The sequence below is a fragment of the Pseudomonas sp. 21LCFQ02 genome (genome assembly GCF_024129895.2).
Taxonomy (GTDB): Bacteria; Pseudomonadota; Gammaproteobacteria; order Pseudomonadales; family Pseudomonadaceae; genus Aquipseudomonas.
On the sequence record NZ_CM178749.1, the window covers coordinates 1,852,227 to 1,874,227 of the forward strand.

At 62.4% G+C, this 22,001-nt stretch carries 11 protein-coding genes; 7 read left to right on the forward strand and 4 right to left on the reverse strand.

Annotated elements, in window-relative coordinates; all coding sequences use genetic code 11:
- Nucleotides 1-2: 2 nt before the first annotated feature.
- The 6 genes from NJC40_RS08605 to NJC40_RS08630 all read left to right on the forward strand — a co-directional run bounded on the left by NJC40_RS08605 (nucleotide 3) and on the right by NJC40_RS08630 (nucleotide 8,422).
- A complete protein-coding gene (locus tag NJC40_RS08605) occupies nucleotides 3-776 on the forward strand; it encodes a LamB/YcsF family protein (RefSeq protein WP_253140288.1) in 774 nt (257 codons plus the stop codon).
- Nucleotides 773-1,567: a putative hydro-lyase gene (locus tag NJC40_RS08610; RefSeq protein ID WP_253140289.1), complete on the forward strand. Its 795-nt coding sequence runs from the start codon at nucleotides 773-775 to the stop codon at nucleotides 1,565-1,567. The genes NJC40_RS08605 and NJC40_RS08610 overlap by 4 nt, the downstream gene beginning before the upstream one ends.
- Before the next feature lie 9 nt (nucleotides 1,568-1,576).
- Complete coding sequence (locus tag NJC40_RS08615) at nucleotides 1,577-3,181, forward strand: 5-oxoprolinase subunit B/C family protein (protein ID WP_253140290.1); 1,605 nt, start codon at nucleotides 1,577-1,579, stop codon at nucleotides 3,179-3,181.
- Nucleotides 3,178-4,914: an acetyl/propionyl/methylcrotonyl-CoA carboxylase subunit alpha gene (locus NJC40_RS08620; RefSeq protein WP_253140291.1), complete on the forward strand. Its 1,737-nt coding sequence runs from the start codon at nucleotides 3,178-3,180 to the stop codon at nucleotides 4,912-4,914. The genes NJC40_RS08615 and NJC40_RS08620 overlap by 4 nt, the downstream gene beginning before the upstream one ends.
- 257 nt (nucleotides 4,915-5,171) lie before the next feature.
- Nucleotides 5,172-6,413 carry an OprD family porin gene (locus tag NJC40_RS08625; RefSeq protein WP_045486630.1) on the forward strand — a complete coding sequence of 414 codons (1,242 nt, stop codon included), beginning with the start codon at nucleotides 5,172-5,174 and terminating at the stop codon, nucleotides 6,411-6,413.
- 125 nt (nucleotides 6,414-6,538) lie between these two features.
- Entirely contained in the window at nucleotides 6,539-8,422 is a 1,884-nt protein-coding gene (locus NJC40_RS08630; RefSeq protein WP_052483386.1) for a methyl-accepting chemotaxis protein, read from the forward strand.
- A gap of 197 nt (nucleotides 8,423-8,619) precedes the next feature.
- Here the strand turns inward: NJC40_RS08630 and mscK are convergent, their stop codons facing one another.
- The 3 genes from mscK to NJC40_RS08645 form a co-directional block, all read right to left on the reverse strand.
- Entirely contained in the window at nucleotides 8,620-11,991 is a 3,372-nt protein-coding gene (mscK, locus tag NJC40_RS08635) for a mechanosensitive channel MscK (protein ID WP_253114731.1), read from the reverse strand.
- A gap of 81 nt (nucleotides 11,992-12,072) precedes the next feature.
- Nucleotides 12,073-13,815 carry a potassium/proton antiporter gene (locus tag NJC40_RS08640; protein ID WP_045486638.1) on the reverse strand — a complete coding sequence of 581 codons (1,743 nt, stop codon included), beginning with the start codon at nucleotides 13,813-13,815 and terminating at the stop codon, nucleotides 12,073-12,075.
- 162 nt (nucleotides 13,816-13,977) lie between these two features.
- A complete protein-coding gene (locus tag NJC40_RS08645) occupies nucleotides 13,978-15,039 on the reverse strand; it encodes an RNA-guided endonuclease InsQ/TnpB family protein (RefSeq protein ID WP_253140292.1) in 1,062 nt (353 codons plus the stop codon).
- Nucleotides 15,040-15,222: 183 nt separating this feature from the next.
- On the opposite strand from NJC40_RS08645, the gene NJC40_RS08650 reads away from it, so the two are divergent.
- Nucleotides 15,223-17,865 carry a dermonecrotic toxin domain-containing protein gene (locus NJC40_RS08650; RefSeq protein ID WP_253140293.1) on the forward strand — a complete coding sequence of 881 codons (2,643 nt, stop codon included), beginning with the start codon at nucleotides 15,223-15,225 and terminating at the stop codon, nucleotides 17,863-17,865.
- A 59-nt stretch (nucleotides 17,866-17,924) separates the two neighbouring features.
- Here NJC40_RS08650 and putA read toward each other — a convergent pair whose 3' ends face one another.
- Entirely contained in the window at nucleotides 17,925-21,875 is a 3,951-nt protein-coding gene (gene putA, locus NJC40_RS08655) for a trifunctional transcriptional regulator/proline dehydrogenase/L-glutamate gamma-semialdehyde dehydrogenase (RefSeq protein WP_253140294.1), read from the reverse strand.
- Nucleotides 21,876-22,001: the final 126 nt, after the last annotated feature.

Genomic DNA, 22,001 nt, shown 5'->3' on the forward strand with positions numbered 1-22,001 from the left:
AAATGCGAGCGATCGATCTCAACAGTGACCTGGGTGAAAGCTTCGGAGCCTGGAGCATGGGCGACGATGCTGCGATCCTTGAAGTGGTCAGCAGCGCCAACGTCGCCTGTGGTTTTCATGCCGGTGACCCGGCCGGCATTCTGCGGACCCTCAAGGCTGCGGCTGACAAGGGGGTGGCCATCGGTGCCCATGTGGCCTATCCCGACCTGGTCGGTTTCGGCCGGCGCAACATGGATGTGCCCTCGGCCGAGCTGACCGCCGATGTGATCTACCAGATCGGCGCGCTGCAAGGGTTGGCGCGCAGTGTCGGCGCACAGGTGAGCTACGTGAAACCTCATGGCGCGCTGTACAACACCATTGCTCATGACCGGCGCCAGGCGTCGGCAGTCATCGATGCGCTGGTGCGCCTCGATCCGGCGCTCAAGCTGGTGTGCCTGGCCAACTCGCCGCTGCTCAACTGGGCGCAGCAAGCGGGTCTGGCATGCGTGTCCGAGGCCTTTGCCGACCGCGCCTACACCGCCGAGGGTACGCTGGTGTCACGCGCCAGGCCCGGTGCCGTGCTGCATGATGCCGAACTGATCGCCCAGCGCATGCTGCGCCTGGTCAACGAAGGTGTCATCGAGGCCGAGGATGGCAGCACCATCGCCCTGCAGGCCGATTCGATCTGTGTTCACGGTGACAGTCACGATGCGCTGACAATCGCCCGTACGCTCAAAGACTGCCTGCAGCATGCGGGCGTGACCATTCGTGCATTCAGCCAAGGCCAATCATCATGAACGCATTGCAACAAGCCCGTCAGTCTGCCGTCGCCGCCCGTGCCCGCTACCGTGCCGGAGAGATCGCACCCACCGCAGGCCAGGCGCCGGGCCTGACCCAGGCCAACATGATCTCGCTGCCGCGCGAATGGGCTTATGATTTTCTGCTGTTCGCCCAACGCAACCCGCAGGCCTGCCCGATCCTCGACGTGACCGAGCCGGGTAGCTACAGCACCGTGCTGGCCGAGCAGGCTGACCTGCGTACCGACCTGCCGCTGTACCGGGTCTGGCGCGATGGCCGCCTGGTTCAGGAGTTGCCCGATGCCACCGAGTTGTGGGCACAGCACACCGACCTGGTGAGCTTCCTGATCGGTTGCAGTTTTACCTTCGAGACCGACCTGCTCGAAGCCGGTATCGACGTACGCCACATCAGCGAAGGCTGCAACGTGCCGATGTATCGTACCAACCGCCAGTGTCGGCCAGCCGGTCGCCTGCAAGGCGAAATGGTCGTGTCGATGCGCCCGATCCCGGCCAGCCGGGTGGCGGAAGCGGCGAAGATCACCGCTCGCTACCCTGCGGTACACGGCGCGCCGGTGCATGTGGGCGAGCCGGCCCTGCTGGGTATCGAAGACGTTTCACAACCGGATTTCGGCGATGCGGTGTCGATCCGGCCCGGTGAGATCCCGGTATTCTGGGCCTGTGGTGTGACGCCGCAAGCCGTGGTCATGGCATCTCGCGTACCCTTTGCCATTACCCACGCGCCAGGCCATATGTTTATCACCGATGTGCCTGACAGCCATTACCACGTATAGGAGAGGCTCATGCGTTTCTATCCGGTCAACCTGGATGCGATCCTGGTTGAATTGGCAAACCTGGACGAGACCCTTGCCCTGTTCGATTCGCTGCAGCAGCAGCCGATCGCAGGGGTAACGGAAATCGTCCCGGCTGCCCGGACCCTGCTGGTGCAATTTCGTCCCGGCAGCATCCGCAGCGAGGTACTGGCCGCGCAGATCGCCTCGCGCGATATTCACGGCCCGGCGCGCCAGGCCGGGCGGCTGGTCGAGATCCCGGTGCATTACAACGGTGAAGACCTGGCCGATGTCGCTGCAGAACTGGGGATCAGTGTCGAAGAAGTCATCCAGCGCCATACCGGCAACGATTACAACGTGGCCTTCTGCGGGTTTGCGCCAGGGTTTGCCTACCTGAGCGGTGGCGCGGGTTTTGTGGTGCCGCGCCGCAGCACGCCGCGTACCCGCATTCCGGCCGGTGCCGTGGCGCTGGCCGGCGGCTTCAGCGGTATCTACCCGCAAGCCAGCCCGGGCGGCTGGCAGATCATCGGCGTTACCGGCCTGAAAATGTGGGACCTGCAGCGCGATGAACCGTCGCTGCTCAAACCGGGTTACCGGGTGCGTTTCTGCGACGCTGGTCCCTTGCCGCCGGAACGTGTGTCGGTCGCTGTGGCCGAGCGTCAGCCTGCGGCGGCGGTCAGTGGCGATTGCCTGGAAATTGTTACGCCGGGTCTGCAGACCCTGCTGCAGGATCTTGGCCGACCCGGCCGGGCCGGCGAGGGTGTTTCCGCCTCCGGCGCCATGGATCGCGGTGCGCTGCGCGCGGCCAACCGTGCGGTCGGCAACGAGCCATCCACGGCTTGCCTGGAAATCCTCATGGGCGGCCTGAACTTCACCTGCCATGGCCAGGCGTTGGTTGCGATAACCGGGGCCGAGGTCGAGGTCGAGCTGCGCAGCGCCGACGGCCAGTTGTTGCGCCCGGCGCTCTACAAGCCCTTTGCCTTGCAGGACGGCGATCAGGTCAGCATCGGCTCGCCCAGTGCCGGCTTGCGCAACTACCTGGCCATCCGGGGCGGCTTCAGCGTGACACCGGTACTTGGCAGCCTGTCTACCGATACCCTGGCGCATGTCGGGCCGGCAGCGCTGGCGGCTGGCGATCGGCTGGGCTTCGAGCGCACGCCGGGTGGTCTGGCGGTGTCGCTGGACGAGCAACCGGCCTTCGCCATGCCGCGCCGTGACCAGCTCATCACCCTGGATGTGGTCATGGGGCCACGCAGCGACTGGTTCACCCCGGCCGCGCTGGAACTGCTGGCCGAACAAACCTGGCAGGTCACGCCGCAGTCGAACCGCATCGGCATTCGCCTGGCCGGCGAGCAGACCCTGGAACGGGCGGTGGGCGGCGAGCTGCCCAGTGAGGGCACCACAGTCGGCGCCATTCAGGTCCCGCCCAGTGGCCAGCCGGTGTTGTTTCTCGCTGACCATCCGCTGACCGGCGGCTACCCGGTGATCGGCGCGGTCGCCACCTACCACCTGGACCTGGCTGGCCAGATCCCGGTCAATGCCCGTATTCGCTTCAACCCGCTGGGCGCTTTCGAACACGTGCTTCCTGCTACTTCAGACGAGACCCGGAACAAATGAAAAAGGTCCTGATTGCCAACCGTGGCGAAATCGCCGTCCGCATTGCCCGTGCCTGCCGTGATTACGGTGTCGCTTCGGTGGCGGTGTACGCCGACGCCGATATTGATGCCTTGCATGTGCGCCTGGCCGATGAGGCTTATGCCCTGGAAGGTGAACGCTCCACCGACACCTACCTGTGCATCGACAAGCTGCTGGCGATTGCCGCCCGCGCCGGTGCCGATGCCGTTCACCCGGGCTATGGCTTCCTGTCGGAACGGGCGGACTTCGCTCGCGCCGTGATCGACGCTGGCCTGACCTGGATCGGCCCGTACCCTGCGACCATCGACGCGTTGGGCGACAAAGTCGAGGCCCGCCGGATTGCCCTGAGAGTCGGCGCGCCACTGGTGGCCGGTACCGAGAACCCGGTGGCTGACGCCAGTGAGGTGGTCGCCTTCGCCGAGCAGCACGGTCTGCCGATCGCCATCAAGGCGGCGTTCGGCGGCGGTGGTCGTGGTCTGAAAGTCGCCTGGCAGCTTGAAGAGGTGCGTGAACTGTACGAGTCGGCGGTGCGTGAAGCCACGGCGGCGTTCGGTCGCGGTGAGTGCTTCGTCGAGCGTTTCCTGGATCGTCCGCGGCACATCGAGGCGCAGATCATTGCTGACCGGCATGGCCGTGTGGTGGTGGTCGGCACCCGCGATTGCTCGCTGCAGCGGCGCAACCAGAAACTGATCGAAGAAGCGCCGGCGCCTTATCTGGATGCCGGGCTGCGTCAGCGCATTCACGATTCGGCGCAGCGCATTTGTGCCGAGGCCGGCTATGTCGGTGCTGGCACCGTGGAGTTTCTGCTCAGCGCCGACGGCACCCTGTCGTTCCTGGAGGTCAACACTCGCTTGCAGGTGGAGCATCCGGTTACGGAAGAAACCAGCGGTATCGATCTGGTCATCGAGCAGTTGCGGGTTGCCGATGGCCTGCCGCTGTCGTTCGAAGGCACGCCAACGCCGCGCGGGCACAGCTTCGAGTTTCGGATCAACGCCGAGGACGCCGGTAACGGTTTCCTGCCGACGCCGGGCGCCATCGAGCGCTTCCAGGCGCCATCGGGGCCGGGGGTACGTCTCGACACGGGGGTTGGCGAAGGCTCGCGGGTGTCGCCGAATTTCGACTCGATGATTGCCAAGCTGATCGTTACCGGTGCGACCCGTGAACAAGCCATCCAGCGCGCCCGGCGTGCCCTGGCCGAGTTCAAGGTGGAGGGTGTGGCCACTGTGCTGCCGTTCCATCAGGCGGTCATGGATCACCATGACTTCACCGCGCCGCAGACCTTTGCGGTGCATACCCGCTGGATTGAAACAGACTTCGCCAGCCAGATCAGCATCGCCCCGCGGCCGGCGGCTGGCGCCGATGCAGGGGTGGTGCGCACCTTCATCGAAATCGACGGCAAGCGCCATGATCTGGGCTTGCCCGCCGCGCTGTTGCGCGGGGTGAGCGTCAATGCGGCGGGCAGTGCCAGCCAGGATGAGGTCGTTCAGCAAGCCGTTGATCCACGTGCGGTACTCGCGCCGGTTGCAGGTAACCTGCATGCCTGGGTGGTCGAGAACGGCACTGCCGTCGAAGCCGGGCAGGTCATCGCGGTCATGGAAGCGATGAAAATGGAAACTTCAGTCTTGGCACCCTGTGCCGGCGTACTTGAGGTGAGTGAACAACCGGGTCGTTATATCGATGCCAAGTCGGTGATCGGGCGCATCGCAATGAACTAGCCGGTAAATGGCTGGTGTAGGAGCGGCTTTAGCCGCGAAGCCTTCGCGGCTAAAGCCACTCCTACGGGTTGTTCCTTATAAAACAATTATTCGTAATCTTGTTTGATGAGCGCTGTGTTCGCAAAGAAGCTATCGCAGCTAAAGCGGATCGCCGCCCGGCTGCTGCGTGCGGCTGCATGAAAGTAGTCAGAGTTGTCGCAATAACCATAAAAACAAACTTCTTCAATTGACGCTGCCATTATCAGGAGCATGACGTGATGTCGATCAATAAGAGTCTGGTGCTTACTTGCGCCTGCGTTTCCCTGTTGCCATTGAATGCCTCGGCAGACTTTATCGCCGATAGCAAGGCCAGTGTTGAACTGCGCAACTTCTACTTCAACCGCGACTTTCGCAACGGCCCGCCGACCGCCCAGCGCGACCCGGCGGCCGAATGGGCGCAAGGGGCGATCCTGCGGCTGGAGTCGGGTTATACCGCTGGCACTGTCGGCTTTGGCCTCGATGCCATGGGTATGCTGGGTATCAAGCTCGATGGCGGCGACGGCACCGGCGGCAGTGGCCTGTTGCCGGCCGACCTGAGTTCACGCAATGGCCGTGGCTCGCAGGACGAATACGCCAAGCTGGGGCTGACCGCCAAGGCCAGAATCTCCGAAACGGTGCTCAAGGTCGGCTCGCTGGCGTTTCGCAGCCCGGTGGTGTCGAGCAACGACACCCGCTTGCTGCCGGCCACCTTCGAAGGTGCCATGCTGACCTCCAAAGACATCGACAAGTTGACCCTGCAAGGCGGCCAACTGACTCAGATCAAGTTCAACAGTTCTTCGAACTATCAGGACTTCAGCGGTAACCGGGTGGGCGGCAGCAGCGATGCCTTTAACTTTGCCGGCGCCACTTACAGTTTCAGCAAGACGCTGAGTGCCAGCCTGCACTATGGCAATCTGGAGGATATTTATCGCCAGTACTACGGGGGGGTGATCTATGAAGTTCCCCTGGCTGCACAGCAGTCGCTGAAGTTTGATCTGCGGTATGCAAAAAGTACCGAGGATGGCAACTTTCGGGCGCTGGATAACCGGGCGGCCAACGGTTTGGTCGCTTACACAGTGGGCAGTCACGTATTGACCGCCGGCTACCAGCGTATGTCAGGTGATGATCCGTTTCCGTACATCGCCAACAGTGATCCGTACCTGGTCAACTTCGTCCAGATCAATGACTTTGCCAATATTGAAGAACGCTCCTGGCAGCTGCGTTACGACTACAACTTCGCCGCGTTGGGCGTTCCCGGCCTGACCTTCATGAGCCGCTATGTCAGCGGCGACAACGTGCGGGTGGCAGGCAGCAACAGCGGCAAGGAATGGGAGCGCAACACCGACATCGGCTATGTGATCCAGAGCGGCTCGCTGAAAAACCTCGGCTTCAAGGTGCGCAATGCCACGGTGCGTTCCAACTTCGGCAATGACCTGGACGAGACCCGCCTGATCCTCAGCTACACGCTGCCACTCTGGTAACAGGTTGCGGCGCGGCTTCAACGGGGCGCCTCTAAAAACGCTGCGATGGCAACGCAGGTCGTTTTCAGAGGTGCCCAACGCTCTGCCAGCAGGTGGAGCTATCTGATAACCCAGGAGCGAGCGTGATGAAACGTCTCAGGTTTAGCCAAAAGATTATCCTGATCGCCTCGCTGGTGATCATGTTGGTGTTTGCAGCCTTTTGCGCCGTCAATGATGTGCGCTTGCGTGACGACAGCCTGCAACGCATTGAAAGCGGCACCCGCAACCTGGCCGGCTCCATGGCCCATGACATCCAGAGCTGGCTGGACGGCCGGATGATGCTGATCAAGGGCGTCGCCGAGTTTCTCGAGCGTGATCCTTCGCCGGCCGGCCTGCTCGAAGTGCTGCGCAGCCCGGTATTGATGGACCACTTCGTGGCCAGTTATGTCGGCACTGCTGCGGGTGCATTCCTGATCTACCCACCCCGCGAGATGCCCGCCGACTACGACAGCCGACAACGCCCCTGGTACAAGGATGCGCTTGAGCACGGCGCAGTGATGACCGAGCCTTATGTAGGTGTCGGGATCGATTACCGGATCATCAGCCAGGCGGTGCCGATCCGGGCCGGCCAGCAGGTGCTGGGTGTGCTGGGCGTCAACCTGAGCATCGAGAACATTGCCAAAACCCTCAACTCACAAGACTTCGAAGGCAATGGCTATGCGTTTCTGGTCAACCGCCAGGGCAAGATCCTGGTGCACCCCGACAAGACCTTGATCGGCAAAACGCTCACTGACCTGTTTCTGGGCCAGGCGCCTCCGCTGAGCGACCAACTGACTGAAGTCAGTAGCGCCGATGGTGAAAAGCTCAGCTTGTTCGTGCCCATCAAGGGGCTGGCTTCGCAGGACTGGTACGTTGGCATCGCCCTCGATAAACCGGCCGCGCTGGCCAGCCTCAGCGCCTTTCGCAACTCGGCGATCATCGCCACGGTCATTGCGGTGCTGATCAGCCTGATACTGCTGGGCCTGGCCTTGCGGTTGCTGATGAGGCCGCTGCGTCAGATTGGTCATGCCATGGACGATGTGGCCGAGGGCGAGGCCGACCTGACCCGCCGCCTGGCCATTGTCTCGCACGATGAATTCGGCCAGTTGGCGTCAGGTTTCAACCGCTTCGTCGATCGCCTGCATGCCTCGATCAGCGACGTGGCTGCCAGTGCCAATGCCCTGAAACAAGCCACCGGCAGCGTGCTGGGGGCGTCCAATTCGTCGGTGGCCAAGGCCCGCAGCCAGGCCGGTTACACCACCAGCGTAGCGGCGGCCATCGAGGAACTGGGCGCCACGGCGCAGAACATTGCCGGCAGCGCCTCGGCAGCCTCGCGCGAGGCGTCGGCAGCGCGCCAGCAGGTCCAGACCAGTTGCGCCCTGGTGGACGACACCGTGCGCGCCATGCGCAGCCTGCAGGACAACATTGCCCTGACCCGGACGCAGATCGAAGAACTCAACGAACGCAGCGCCAATATCGGTACGGTGCTGGAGGTGATTTCGACGATTTCCGGCAAGACCAACCTGCTGGCCCTCAACGCTGCGATCGAGGCTGCCCGGGCCGGCGAGGCCGGCCGTGGTTTTGCGGTGGTCGCCGACGAAGTGCGCAGCCTGGCCCACCATACCCAGACCGCGACCGAAGAAATCCGCGGTGTCATCGAAGCGCTGCAACAAGGCGCGACCCAGGCTGCGCAAACCATGCTGACCAGCCACGAAATCGGCCAGCGCAGCGCCAACGTGGCCAGTCAGGCCGGCGCCAGCCTGCAAGCAGTGGTGCTGCGGATCGGCGAAATCGACGACATGAACCTCAGCGTGGCGGCGGCCACGGAAGAGCAATCCACCGCCGTTGACCAGTTGAACCGCGACGTACACGAGATCAACCAGCTCAACCAGCAAAGCGCCGCCAACCTCGACGACACCCTGCAAGCCTGCGCCCGGCTGGACGCCGAAGCAGGGCGCCTGCATGCGATTGTCGATACGTTCAAGTTGTGAGGGGATGAGATTATTTGCTTGCCTCTCGGCAGCCCTGAGTTCGCCCGCAGGGCGGACCCAAGCCAGGAGCAATACCTACTTTGGGCATAACCAAAGTAGGTCGCCCGTCGGGGCGAAACCCGCAGTCCAGACAACCGCGGCAATAATATACACAGCAAGTCCAGCCGTTCGCGGCTAAAGCCGCTCCTACGGGGTTGTCAGCGTTTGGCTTCAGGCAGCTGCGGATCATCATCCTTTGGCAGCTTCTCCAGACTGACCGGAGCCACCTCACTAGCCGTACCCTCATGCGGATTGACCGGCACCAGCTTCAGCTCCCCGCCATGAGTATTCTTCAGATAGACCTCCATCTGCCGGAACGAGATATTGATCTTCTGCCGCTTGAACTCACGATTGATAAAGCGGTTGATCTCATCGAGCACCGGGTTACGGTCGCCCAGATCACGCACATGCATGCGCAACTCATGATCCAGCGTGCTTTCACCAAAGTTCAGGAAGAACACGATCGGCTCGGGTTCCTTGAGCACCCGTGGATTCTCACGTGCCGCCTGCAACAGCAAGGTGCGCACCAGGTCCAGATCCGAGCCATAGTCGACCCCGACTTTCAGCGTCACCCGAGTGATGGTGTCGGTCAGCGACCAGTTGATCAACTGGCCAGTGATGAAGGTCTTGTTCGGGACAATGATGTCCTTGCGGTCAAAATCGGTAATGGTCGTGGCGCGGATCCGGATCTTGCTTACCGTGCCCGACAGGTTGCCGATGGTGATGGTGTCGCCGATCCGCACCGGGCGCTCGAACAGGATCATGATGCCGGAGATAAAGTTGGCGAAAATCTCCTGCATACCGAAACCCAAGCCGACCGACAGCGCAGCGACCAGCCACTGTAACTTGTCCCAACTGACCCCCAGCGTCGACAGCGTGGTGACGAACCCCACCCCGGCGATGGTGTACGACAACAAGGTGGTGGTGGCGTAGGCGCTGCCCTGGGCCAGATCCAGGCGTGACAGCACGAACACTTCGAGCAGGCCCGGCAGGTTGCGTGCCAGCACAAAGGTGATGGTGACGATCACCAGTGCGCCGAGCATGTCGCCGAGGCTGATTGGCACCATGCTCATGTTGGCGCCGGTACCGCTGGTGTATTCGTACAGGGTCACGTTATCCAGATAGGCGAAGACCGTGATCAGGTCGGCCCAGACCCAGTACATCGCGCCAATAAACGCGGCCATCAGCGCCAGGCGGATCAACCGCAGCGACTGCTGGTTGACCTGCTCGATGTCCAGCTTTGGCTCTTCGATCGGCACATCACTGTCGCCGTTGTCCCGCGCCGCCTGACGTTTGGCCATGGCGCGCTGATAGGCCAGGCGCCGCGCCGCGACGTTCAGGCCGCGAATGAACGCCGCTTCCACCACCAGCCAGAGCAACAGCAGGTACAGGGTGTCGATCAGCCGGTCTGTGAGTTTCAGGGCGGTGTAGTAGTAACCGAAGCACACCGCCACGAACAGCGCCGCCGGCAGGACGGTAAACGCCAGGCCCAGGGTCTTGCGAAACAGCGAGGCATTGTGGTGGGTGGGGCTGGCCAGCAGCAGGCGGCCCAGCAGCAGGGTCATCAGTGCGTAGCAACTGAGCACCACGCCAATCCCCAGCACGTCATCGGCCAAGGCGGCTGGCTGGTGTTCGGCCACTGCCACCACCGCGACCAACGCCAGTACCACCAGGCCCAGCCGGCGTACCCAGCCGCGCAGGAACTCGACCTGGGAAGGCTCCCAGCGAAAATGCAGTTGCGCCACGCCGTCAGGCGCCAGTACCCGGTAGGCGGTATAGAACATCAGCCAGGTGATGCCGATCTCCTGCAAGGCCAGACCCAGGCTGGCGTTCTGGCCGCGTGCATCGATTTGCAGGGCATAACCACACAGCATCAGGGTCAGTGCGACCGGCAGGGCCAGGAGAATGTTGATCAGCAGGGCCGCCGGGGTTTTCCATTGGTTGTCGCGGCGAAAGTGACCGATATCGGCGTGCAGATAGCCGAGCTTGTCGTACAGCGCCTTGCGTTTCCAGATCAGTGCGCCGATCAGCAACAGCAGCGGCAGAAACAACCAGGGGCGCTGGGTAAGGCCGTCGGACAGTTCGCTGACGCTGGACGCCCACGGCAGTGTCGACACCTGCTTGGTCAGGCGCGGCCCGATGCTCTGGAACCATTCCAGGTCCAGCGGCTTGTTGCTGGGGATCCAGAACATCTGCTCATCGAGAGTGGCGCGCAGGCTGGTGCCGGTGCTGATCAACTGCTTCTGGTTGAGCTGCAGGTTGATCGACTCGTTGAGCATGGCGGCCAGCAGCCGGTTCAGGCGTTCAAGCAGATCGCTGCGGGTCACTGCCAGGTCCATCAGGGTACGGCGCAAGGCCGGCGTGACCTGTTCTGACGGCTGGCTGGCGAGCAGTTTCTCGACATAGGCCAGCGGCGTGCTGATTTGTTCACGCTGCTGGTTGACCTCGAACTGATACAGGCGGATATCGGCGATTTCATCGGCCAGGTTCTTGTCCACCTGCAGGTGCGGCAGGGACTGCTTTTGTTTGTAGAGGATCTTCGACAGCAACAGGCTGCCGCTCAGGACATTGATCTGCTCATCCAGGGCCTGGTCGGTCTGGGTCAGATTGTCCAGTTGCTGTTTGGTCTGCAGGTTGCGCTGGGTCAGCTCGTTGAGCCGCTCGGTGCCGCGCAGCAGGTAGTCAGAGAGCTTGAGGTTGGCGGCGCTTTCGCTGGCCAGCAGGCTGCTGCCACCGGCCTTCTGCGCTTCGGCGGCCAGTTCTTCGACGGTCTTTTGCGACTGGGCGCGGCGCTTGTCGTTGATCAGGGTCTGCAGGTCCTGGATTTCCTGATCCTGGCGCTGCACCTTTTCGGCCAGCAGGTCATGTTGACTGTTGCCCAGGTCCTGCAACTGGCTGTTGCCGGCCAGTTCCTGGCGGCGCAACTGGCTGAGCGCATTGAGCGAAGCGATCTCGGCGTTATACAGGTTGCGCTGATCGCCGCTGAGCGGCTTGCCGCCTTCCTTGCCGTTTTTGAGCAGGGTATTGAGCTGCTGCGTGCGGGTCTGGTTGTGGCTGATCTCTGCCTGAGCGCGCTCGGGACGGGTCTGGGCGGTGAGGATCAGGCTGTTGGCGTCGTTCAGAGCCTTTTGCAGGTCACTTTGCTGGGTACTGCGCTCGCTGAGCAACTGCTCCAGTTGCGGCACATCCAGATTGGCGTAGCGCTGGGCAATCGGCACCACCTTACTGGCTTTGAGGCGTTCGAGTTCACGCTGATTGTCGATAACCTGCTTGGGTGCTTTGTCCAGTTGCTGCTTGAGCGCCGCCAGCTTCTGCTGGCTGTCGTCTTGCGCGTCGAGCAGCGCCAGGGTCTGTTCCAGCACCTGCTGCAGGGCTTTCTGGTCGGCGTCAGGCAGCTTGCGCTCGGCGATCTTGTCCAGGCTTTGCTGGACGCTGTCGCGGTTGGGCGGGTCGGCGGCCAGGGCCGTAAAGGAATGGCTAAGGCACAGGCCGAGCAGGGCGGCCGCCAGGAAGGCGCGCAAGGAAAACATAGACACCGATCACTTGCAAAAACGGACAGGCGCGCAGTGTAAAGCAATGCCCCCGCGCACGGGAGCACTGCCTATCGCCTATCAGAGAAACAGCGCAGGACCGGGACGGGTGCCTTCGGGGAACTTGACTCCGACTTTCAGCAGCCGGTCGCCGTCCATGACGGCAGCGGTCCACAGGGTGCCGTTCCATTCGATCTGGTCGCCGACGATCACCGGGCCGCGGTTTTTCTGCACGATGAACTGCCACAGCGGCATGTTCGGGTCCAGGCCGTCCAGTTTCAGGCCGTACAGCGCAGCGACCGCGCCCAGTTGTGCATCGCCTTCGAGTACGAAGTCACCGAAGAAGCGCAGGTCCTGGCCACGTTGCGGCGCCTGGCTGAACAGCTTGCCCAGCGCCGGCAAGTTGTGTTCGTGACCGATCACACACAACAGGTCATCGACTTCCAGGGTGGTACTGCCGGATGGATGGAGCAGTTGCTGGCCGCGAAACAGCGCCGCAATCCGTGTGCCTTCAGGCATTTTCAGCTCGCGCAGGGCGGCGCCGATGCACCATTTTTCTGCGCCCAGACGGTAGACGAACAACTCCCACTCGCTGGTGACGTGGACTTCCAGGGCCGAGCGGGAAATCGGCGCAGGATCCGGCGGCACCGTGACTTTGAGAAGTTTGGCCATCCACGGCAGGCTGGTGCCTTGCAGCAGCAGCGAGACCAGCACGATGAAGAACGCGAGGTTGAAATACAGTTGGGCGTTGGGCAGCCCGGCCATCAGCGGGAATACGGCCAGAATGATCGGCACCGCGCCGCGCAGGCCGACCCAGGCGATAAAGGCCTTTTCCCGGCCATGGAAGGCCTTGAAGGGTAGCAGGCCGACCAGCACCGACAGCGGCCGGGCCACCAGGATCATCCACAGCGCCAGGCCCAGGGCCGGCAGGGCGATGGGCAGCAGGTCATGCGGGGTGACCAGCAGGCCAAGCACCAGAAACATACCGATCTGTGCCAGCCAGGCCATGCCGTCAAGCATGTGCAGGATACCGTGGCGGCTGCGCACCGGGCGGTTGCCCAATACCAGGCCAAACAGGTAAATGGCCAGGAAGCCGCTGCCATGGATGGCGTTGGTCAGGGCAAAGATCGCCATGCCCCCGGCAATGACCAGAATCGGATACAGGCCGGCGGCCAGGTTGATGCGGTTGACCAGTTGCAGCATCAGCCAGCCGCCACCCAGGCCCATCAGGCTGCCAATGCCGAATTCCTGAATCAGATGACCGAGCAGGCCCCAATGCAGCCCGGTCTGGCCGCTGGCAAGCATGCCGATCAGGGTTACAGTGAGAAACACCGCCATCGGGTCGTTGCTGCCCGATTCGATTTCCAGGGTGGCGGTCACCCGTTCGTTCAGGCCCTTGCCGCCAAGCAGCGAGAACACCGCAGCAGCGTCGGTAGAGCCAACGATGGCGCCGATCAGCAGGCCCTGCATGATGTTCAGGTCAAACAGCCAGGCGGCGACCATACCGGTCAGTGCCGTAGTGATCAGTACCCCGACCGTGGCCAGCGACAAGGCCGGCCAGAGTGCAACCCGAAAGCTCGAAACCCGGGTGCGCAGGCCGCCGTCGAGGAGGATGACTGCCAACGCCAGGTTACCGATCAGGTAGGCGGCGGCGTAGTTGTTGAAGATGATCCCGCCGCCGTCGACCCCGGCGACCATGCCCACGGCGAGGATAATGACCAGGATCGGGATGCCCAGGCGGGACGACAGCGAGCTGACCAGAATGCTTGCGCCGACCAACACCGCGCCGATCAGGAACAGGCTGTTGATGGTTGCGGCATCCAAGGGCAGTACTCCATGAGGGTAAGAATTAAGGCGCTTCTTGCGTAGCAAAACTCACTTATGCAGTCAGCGTGCCAACCGATTTAACCTGTTGAATTACATGGCTGTCAAAGGCTTGTCTGTATATCGAATGGGAAATGGCCTGTAGTTGACATCCTCCCCGTCCTAAAGGGCGGGGATTCCCACAACTGGACGCTCATGCCCGAGCGCGAGAATGTTCTTTGCGGCGTTGACGTCGCGGTCGTGGGTGGCACCGCACCCACAACAAGTCCATTCCCTTATTCCAAGCCCTGCGATACCTCTGGGCCTCGAGTCCGGCAATTGCTTGCAGCTCGAACAGGTTTGGGTGGTGTTTCTCTCGCTAACAACCTTGAAAACCGTGCCTGCGTGATCGCATTTGTATTCCAGCATGGTTTTCAATTGCCCCCAGCCGGCGTCCAGCACCGACTTGGCCATCCTGGTTTTCGCGAGTTTCAGTGAGTTCACATCGCCCACCACAATGACGCCACAACGCGCTACCAGCGCGTTGCTGAACTTATGCAGGACATCCTTGCGGCGGTTCGCAATTTTGGCGTGAATCGCCCGCACACGGGCTTTCTTGTCGGCGCGCTGGGCCGTGCCCAGGGCGCTCTCCAGATCCCGGTAGAACCTGCCGCTTTCAAGGCGATCACCGTCGCTGCAGGTGACCGTGGTTTTCAGTCCGAGGTCGATACCCACCGCGTCCTGGCCTGGCGATAACTGGCGGTCGACCTCGACCACGACGTTGAAATACCAGCGTCCACGGCTGTCCTCGTTGAAGCTGCCGGATCTGAATTTAAAGCCCGCCAGGCCGTAGCTGTCCCAGACCTTGAAGTGCTGTCTGTTGAAGACGACCTGGCCGTTTTTCCAGACAGCAGCGCCGACCTTGAAGGGCACCCAGCCCAGGCTGCGCCGAGCGCCGCCCGAGCAGCGCCAGCGTAGCTGGCGCTTTTTGAACTGCTTGCGCCGTGTGACATATTCGTCGGCAACAGCCTGCACCGATTGGCTGTGCAGTCCCAGGTCTTTGCCGGCCCCGTTGGTGTACTTGTGAATGTCGAACGCCGACAGAAAACGACCACGCTCACGAATCGAGCGACGGCTCAACTCGTTTACGTAGTTCCACACAAAATTCACGGCACGAGAAGCTTCACGCAGCTGCGCTGCATGCTTGTCTCGCACTCGAATCTTGAGGGTTTTGGTCGCTTTCATTTCAGTCATGAAACACAGGATAGGGCGGTTTTATGGATCTTAACCCCTATGACCGCTTCGCGGTGGCGCTTTCATCCCCCACCTGAAGGAAGGGGCTTTTCGCGCCAGCTTGGTAAATAATTAACGCCCTGAAGGATTCCCGGTTTGCTTACGTGCATGGCTTTCTATAACAGGAACATTGCCATGTCACATTCAACCCACGATTTCTCGGCCGGTGTGGATCAGCACCGTTACATCTCGCAAGAAGTGCTGTTGCGCGAAAAGGCGCTGCAGTTCATTTCCGACTTCCCCGACGTGCACGCGATGGCCTGGGCGAGCGCCCGTAGCCTGATTCATGAACTCTCAGGCAAGAAGCTGAACCCGGACAAGGTCTGGTGGCATCGTTTTGACGGCGCGGCCAGTAGCTCGCGCAGCTATACCGGCTGGGAACATGCCGGCGCGCCTGTTGAGTCGATGACCCTGGTCGAACTGGTCATGCATCGCTTCAATGCCCATGACCAGAGCGCCAGCGATGAGCTGGATCTGTACAGTGGCTTCTACACCGACGGGCCACAGCACGGCCGGTACGATGAGCGCAATGAAGTCCCCATGCTGGCGCGCCAGGTACTGCAAAAGTTCTGGGCGCTGGATTTTGCCGGGCTGTTCCAGCAGCGCGTCAATCAGTTCTGGCGCGTCCATGGAGCAACCTTTACTGAGCTGGCCAAAGCCCGCTTGCTCGCCGCCGCAGGCCTGGCGGCGAGCAAGAGCGGATTGCCCGTGGCTGATCTGCAACGGCTGGTGCTTCTGCTCGGCCAGAGCGACAACACGGTCGCTGCCTCTCAGCCGGTGGCCCGGCAGGGCCTGAGTATCCGCAGTTTTGATATTGGCGGGCACGAGTCGAGCTTGATCATCCGGATGGTCGATGCCGGTGGCCGGCAGATTTTGTACACCCCTGGGTTGAAACGGGTGTTTCACGTTTTCGAGACTGAGCGGCAGTTGCATGAATGGGTGCGCGACCAGTTGCACGACGAACATCGCCGCCAGCGTTTCGAGGCGCTGTTTGTGTTCGCGCCGCAGGCCACCCAGGAGTTGCAGGCGTCATTGAGCAGCGTGCTGGATCAGCTTCGCGACCGCCCGTTCATGGCTGACCTCAATCTCATCGACCCTGTGGTTGCCGGGCTTTTCAATCGCAATGACCGGCCGCTTACCGGTGATGTCTTTGCGCACTTGCGCGCCCGCGCCGAGGAGGAGATGCAGGAAGTGGCGCGTGCCCTGACCTCCAATGCCGACCTGCGCAAGCAGATCTGGATCGGCTACCTGAGTGCCTTCACCCGGATCATCGGGCCGCTGGCCGTTGCCGGCTGGCCGTTGGCACTGGTGATGGTCGGGGCAGGAGTGGCCAATGTCGGGTTGAATATCGATCAGGCCTTGCATGGCAAAAATGCCCGGCAGCGCCAGGCCGGGCTGGTGGGCGCGGTGCTGAACTCGATCTTCGTGCTGTTCAACCTGCCCTTGCTGGCGGATGCGGCAGCGGGGGTCAGGGTGAGCGTGGCCGAAGTACCCGCAGCAGAGGGGGCGGTAGTTGTGGAGCAGGATCCGCAATGGATTGCCATGCAGCCCTTGAGTCATGAACGGCTGTTGTCCGGTGAAATACCGCTGCAGGGCATCGAACGCGACGCGGCGGGTGAAACCTGGATCATGCTGGACGATACGCCGCAACGGGTGCGGTTCAGCGCCCGGCTCAACGCCTGGATAGTCATCGACCCTGAAAATCCGTTCGCCTTTTTCGACATCACGCCTGTGCGCCTGAACGAGCAAGGCCAGTGGCAACGCTTGCCAGGGCTGCGCCTTAGCGGTGGCATGGAGCCGATCAACCCCGGTGCGCCGTCGACCAGCCAGGCAAGTGCTCTCGAACTCTCGACTGTGCAATCGCAGTTCTGGGACCTCTACATGCAGTTCAATCTGGATGAGGAAGAGACCCTCTCCATGCTGGCCTTGGATCGACAGAAAGCCGCCATCGACATTCGCGAGCAGCAGCCTGGCGATGAAATCGAGCGTGATACTGAGGGCGATGAGGTACTGGTCGATGCCTGGAACAACGAATACCGGGTATTTCGCAGTGCTACAGGGCGTTATGTCGGCGGCCGGGTGACGCGTTACACGGAGAACGAACATGCGATCAACGACTATCTGCGCACTGGCGTGGCGGGTATCACCAATCAGGTGGAGATGATCGAAGAACTGCTGGAAGACCTGAACCTGATCGGGCTGGATAACCGCGTCAACCTGTATCGCGGTGGCAGTGGTGTGCGGGGTACATCGGGGATGACTTTTCGCAATGGGCATATCAAGGCCGGCGACGTGCTGGTCAATACCGATTTCACCTCGTTCAGCGAAAACCCTTACGTGACACGCTCCTTCGCCAGCAGCCAGGCGGGGGCTCCTTCGTATGGCTTCAGCGGCCAGATCACCTTCGATGACACCTCGATCGTTTTCGAACTACCGGCCGGTCAGCATCTGGGGGCCACGCCCATTGCGCCTTTTTCGATCGAGGATGAAGAGGCCGAATCGCTGTTTACTCCAGGGCATTATTTTCAGGTCCAGGGCATTCATGAGGTCGTCGGCTCCCAATACCGGTTCGTTCGGGTTCAGCTCAAGGAAGTCCCGGCGCCTGCGGCGGGGCGTGCGCTGTATGAAATGCGCACGGGGCTGCCCTTTACCCGCGAGCAGTACGCCAGCAGGCTCGGGGTCGATGGTCAGCGACTGGTCGAGCGCTTCTTCCCGCTGCCTCTTGACCTCAGCCAGCCTGCCGCCTCGGCACCGGCTGCTGAAGCACCCGGTGTGTAGCGTTTGATCCAGGCATGAAAAAGAGAGCCGAAGCTCTCTTTTTTTCCGCAATCGTGCTGTCAGCCGATGGTCATCAGGCTGGCATTACCGCCTGCCGCCGCCGTATTGACGCTCAGGGCTCGCTCGATCACCAGACGCTCCAGCGCAATGCCGGTTTCGCCATAGGGCAGGCCCTGTACGCCGACGATAGCGCCGCTGCGTTGCGCGACCTGCTTGCACAGGGCGCGCAACTGATCGCTGTCGCCATGGTGCAGCACGGCATCGAACACCACCTGCTCACTGTTCCAGTCCGCCACCAGTTGCAGGCGTGCCTGCACTTCGCGTGGCAAGCGGTTGCGCACCGAACGTGCCGGTTCGCCATCGATCAGCACGGCTTTGCTGCCCACTGCCAGAACGGCGGCGATCTGCGCAAGCAGGTCGCCTTCGTCTTCGGCCAGGCACAGTACCTGGTCTCGTGGCAGGATGGTGTAGCTGTTGCGCTCGCCGGTCGGCCCGGCCAGCAGGCGGCTCACACCGCTCTGCGACTGGGTCGCGAACTGCTCGCACAGGCTGACCAGTTCGCTGCGTTGCTGGCTGGCCGCCCAGGCCTTGAAGGCTTCCAGCGGTTTGAGCAGCGCTTCGCGCAGGCGGGTGTCCGGTGCTACACGGGCATCGGTTGCGGTGAAGGAATTGGCGATCGCATCCTGTGGACGAGTGCTCAGCAGGCGGTACAGGTACAGCGGGCCACCTGCTTTCGGGCCGGTCCCCGACAGCCCCTCGCCACCGAACGGCTGGACACCGACCACCGCGCCGACGATGTTGCGGTTGACGTACAGGTTACCGGCGTGAGCCTTGTCGATGACCTTGGCAATGGTCTCGTCGATACGGGTATGCACACCCAGGGTCAGGCCGTAGCCCGATGCGTTGATCTGCCCGATCAATGCATCTAGGTCTTTGCGGGCATAGCGCACCACGTGCAGCACCGGACCGAAGATCTCGCGTTGCAGTTCATCGAAGCTTTCCAGTTCGATCAGGGTCGGCATCACGAAGGTGCCGCGCTTGATCTGCGGGGTATCGGCCAGCGCCATCTGGTACACATTGCGGCCTTTGTCGCGCATGGCCTGGATGTGCTTCTCGATACCGGCCTTGGCTTCGGCGTCGATCACCGGACCGATGTCGACGCTCAGGCGCTCGGGGTTGCCCAGCCGGCTTTCGGCCATGGCGCCCTTGAGCATCTCGATCACGCGGTCGGCGGAGTCTTCCTGCAGGCACAGCACCCGCAGCGCCGAGCAGCGCTGACCGGCGCTGTCGAAGGCCGACGAGACCACATCGATGACCACTTGCTCGGTAAGCGCTGACGAGTCGACGATCATGGCGTTCTGGCCGCCAGTCTCGGCGATCAGCGGAATCGGCCGGCCCTGGCTGTCCAGGCGCCCGGCGACGTTGCGCTGCAGCAGGCGCGCCACTTCCGTGGAGCCGGTGAACATCACCCCTTTGACCCGCTCATCACCGACCAGCCCGGCACCGACGGTTTCGCCACGGCCCGGCAGCAGTTGCAGCACCCCTTCAGGAATGCCGGCTTCAAGCAGGATGCGCACGGCCTGGGCCGCGACCAGCGGGGTCTGTTCGGCAGGCTTGGCCAGTACCGGGTTACCGGCGGCCAGCGCTGCCGCGACCTGACCGCTGAAGATCGCCAGCGGGAAGTTCCATGGGCTGATGCACACCACCGGGCCCAGCGGACGGTGGGCGTCGTTGTTGAACTCGCTGCGCGCCTGCACCGCGTAGTAACGCAGAAAATCCACTGCCTCGCGCACTTCGGCGATGGCGTTGAGGTAGGTCTTGCCCGCTTCACGGACCAGCAAGCCCATCAGTGGCTGGATTTCGCTTTCCATCAGGTCGGCGGCGCGCTCCAGAATGGCTGCGCGCTCGGCGGGCGGGGTGGCCTGCCAGATGGGACCTGCGCTCATGGCACACTGGATGGCGTTGTTGACGTCAGCCACGGTGGCTTCTTGCACCTGGCCCACTACATCGCGGTGGTCGGCCGGGTTGAGCACCGCTTGCGCAGGCTCTGCGCTGGACGTGCAGCCCAACAGCGGCGCAGCTTTCCAGGCATGGTTGGCGCTGGCCAGCAGGGCGCAGGACAACGACGCCAGACGGTGTTCGTTGGCCATGTCGATCCCGCTGGAGTTGGCCCGCTCAAGGCCATACAACTCACGCGGCAGAGGGATGCGCGGGTGCGGCAGGCCGCACTGGCCTTCCTGGGTGGCCATGCGTTCGATGCTGCTGACCGGGTCGGCGACCAGTTCCTGGATCGAAATCGACTGGTCGGCGATGCGGTTGACGAATGAGGTATTGGCGCCGTTTTCCAACAGGCGACGAACCAGATAGGCCAGCAGGGTTTCGTGGGTGCCAACCGGGGCGTACACCCGGCATGGACGGTTCAGCTTGCCATCGGCAACCTTGCCCACCACTTGCTCGTAGAGCGGCTCACCCATGCCATGCAGGCACTGGAATTCGTACTGGCCGGGGTAATAGTTCTGCCCGGCAATATGGTAGATCGCTGCCAGGGTATGAGCGTTGTGGGTGGCGAACTGTGGATAGATGACTTCCGGGGCGGCCAGCAGTTTGCGTGCGCAGGCAATGTAAGAAACGTCGGTGTACACCTTACGGGTGTACACCGGGTAGCCTTCCAGGCCATCGAGCTGGGCGCGTTTGATCTCGCTGTCCCAGTAGGCACCTTTGACCAGGCGGATCATCAGGCGGTGGCGGCTGCGGCGCGCCAGGTCGATCACGTAGTCGATCACATACGGGCAGCGCTTCTGATAGGCCTGGATCACGAAGCCGATGCCGTTCCAGCCAGCCAGTTGCGGCTCGAAGCACAGGCGCTCAAGCAGGTCCAGCGACAGCTCCAGGCGGTCGGCTTCCTCGGCATCGATGTTCAGGCCGATGTCGTATTGCTTGGCCAGCAGGGTCAGCGCCAGCAGGCGTGGGTACAGCTCTTCCATAACGCGCTCGTACTGGGCGCGGCTGTAACGCGGGTGCAGGGCCGAGAGCTTGATCGAGATGCCCGGACCTTCGTAGATGCCACGGCCATGGGAGGCTTTACCGATCGAATGGATCGCCTGCTCGTAGGAGGCCAGGTATTTCTGCGCGTCGTGCTCGGTCAGCGCGGCTTCGCCGAGCATGTCGTAGGAATAGCGGAAGCCCTTGCTCTCGAACTTGCTGGCGTTGGCCAAGGCTTCGCCGATGGTCTCGCCGGTGACGAACTGTTCGCCCATCAGGCGCATGGCCATGTCGACACCCTTGCGGATCATCGGCTCGCCGCTCTTGCCGATGATCCGGCTCAGGGAGGAGGTGAGGCCGGTTTCGTTGTGGGTCGAAACGAGTTTGCCGGTCAGCAGCAGACCCCAGGTGGCCGCGTTGACGAACAGCGAGGGGCTGTTGCCCAGGTGCGGTTGCCAGTTACCGGTGCTGATCTTGTCGCGGATCAGCGCGTCACGGGTGCCTTTGTCCGGAATGCGCAGCAGGGCTTCGGCCAGGCACATCAGTGCCACGCCTTCCTGGGACGACAGGGAAAACTCCTGTAGCAAGCCCTGGACAATCCCGGCCCGGCCGCCGGCGCTCTTCTGGTGGCGCAGTTTGTCGGCAATCCCGGCCGCCAGTTTGTGCGTGGCGTCGGCCAGCGGCGCGGGCAGGCGGGCCTGCTCCAGCAGCATCGGCACCACTTCCTGTTCAGGGCGGCGGTACGCCGAGGTGATGGCGGCGCGCAGCACCGACTGCGGCAGGATGCTTTCGGCAAATTCGAGGAACGGCTGGTAGCCAGTGTCGGCTGGCGCATCGACGCGCTCGTCACCGTCTTTGTCCTGGCCATTGAGTTCCGACAGGGTTGCGCCACTCTCGAGCTTTTCGAGGTAATTGAAAATCGCCTGCTTGATCACCCAATGCGGGGTGCGATCAATGGTCTGCGCAGCGGTTTTCAGACGGTCGCGGGTCTGGTCGTCGAGCTTGACGCCCAAGGTGGTGGTGGCCATGTCTTATCCTCGTAAGCGCCATCAGGGCAATGGCGTCCGGTTTTTGCCGCAGATTAGCTGTGAGTGCGCCAAGGTGCAACCAGGTGCAACCGAAAATTTCCAGGCTTTCATTTACCGTCTCTTGTT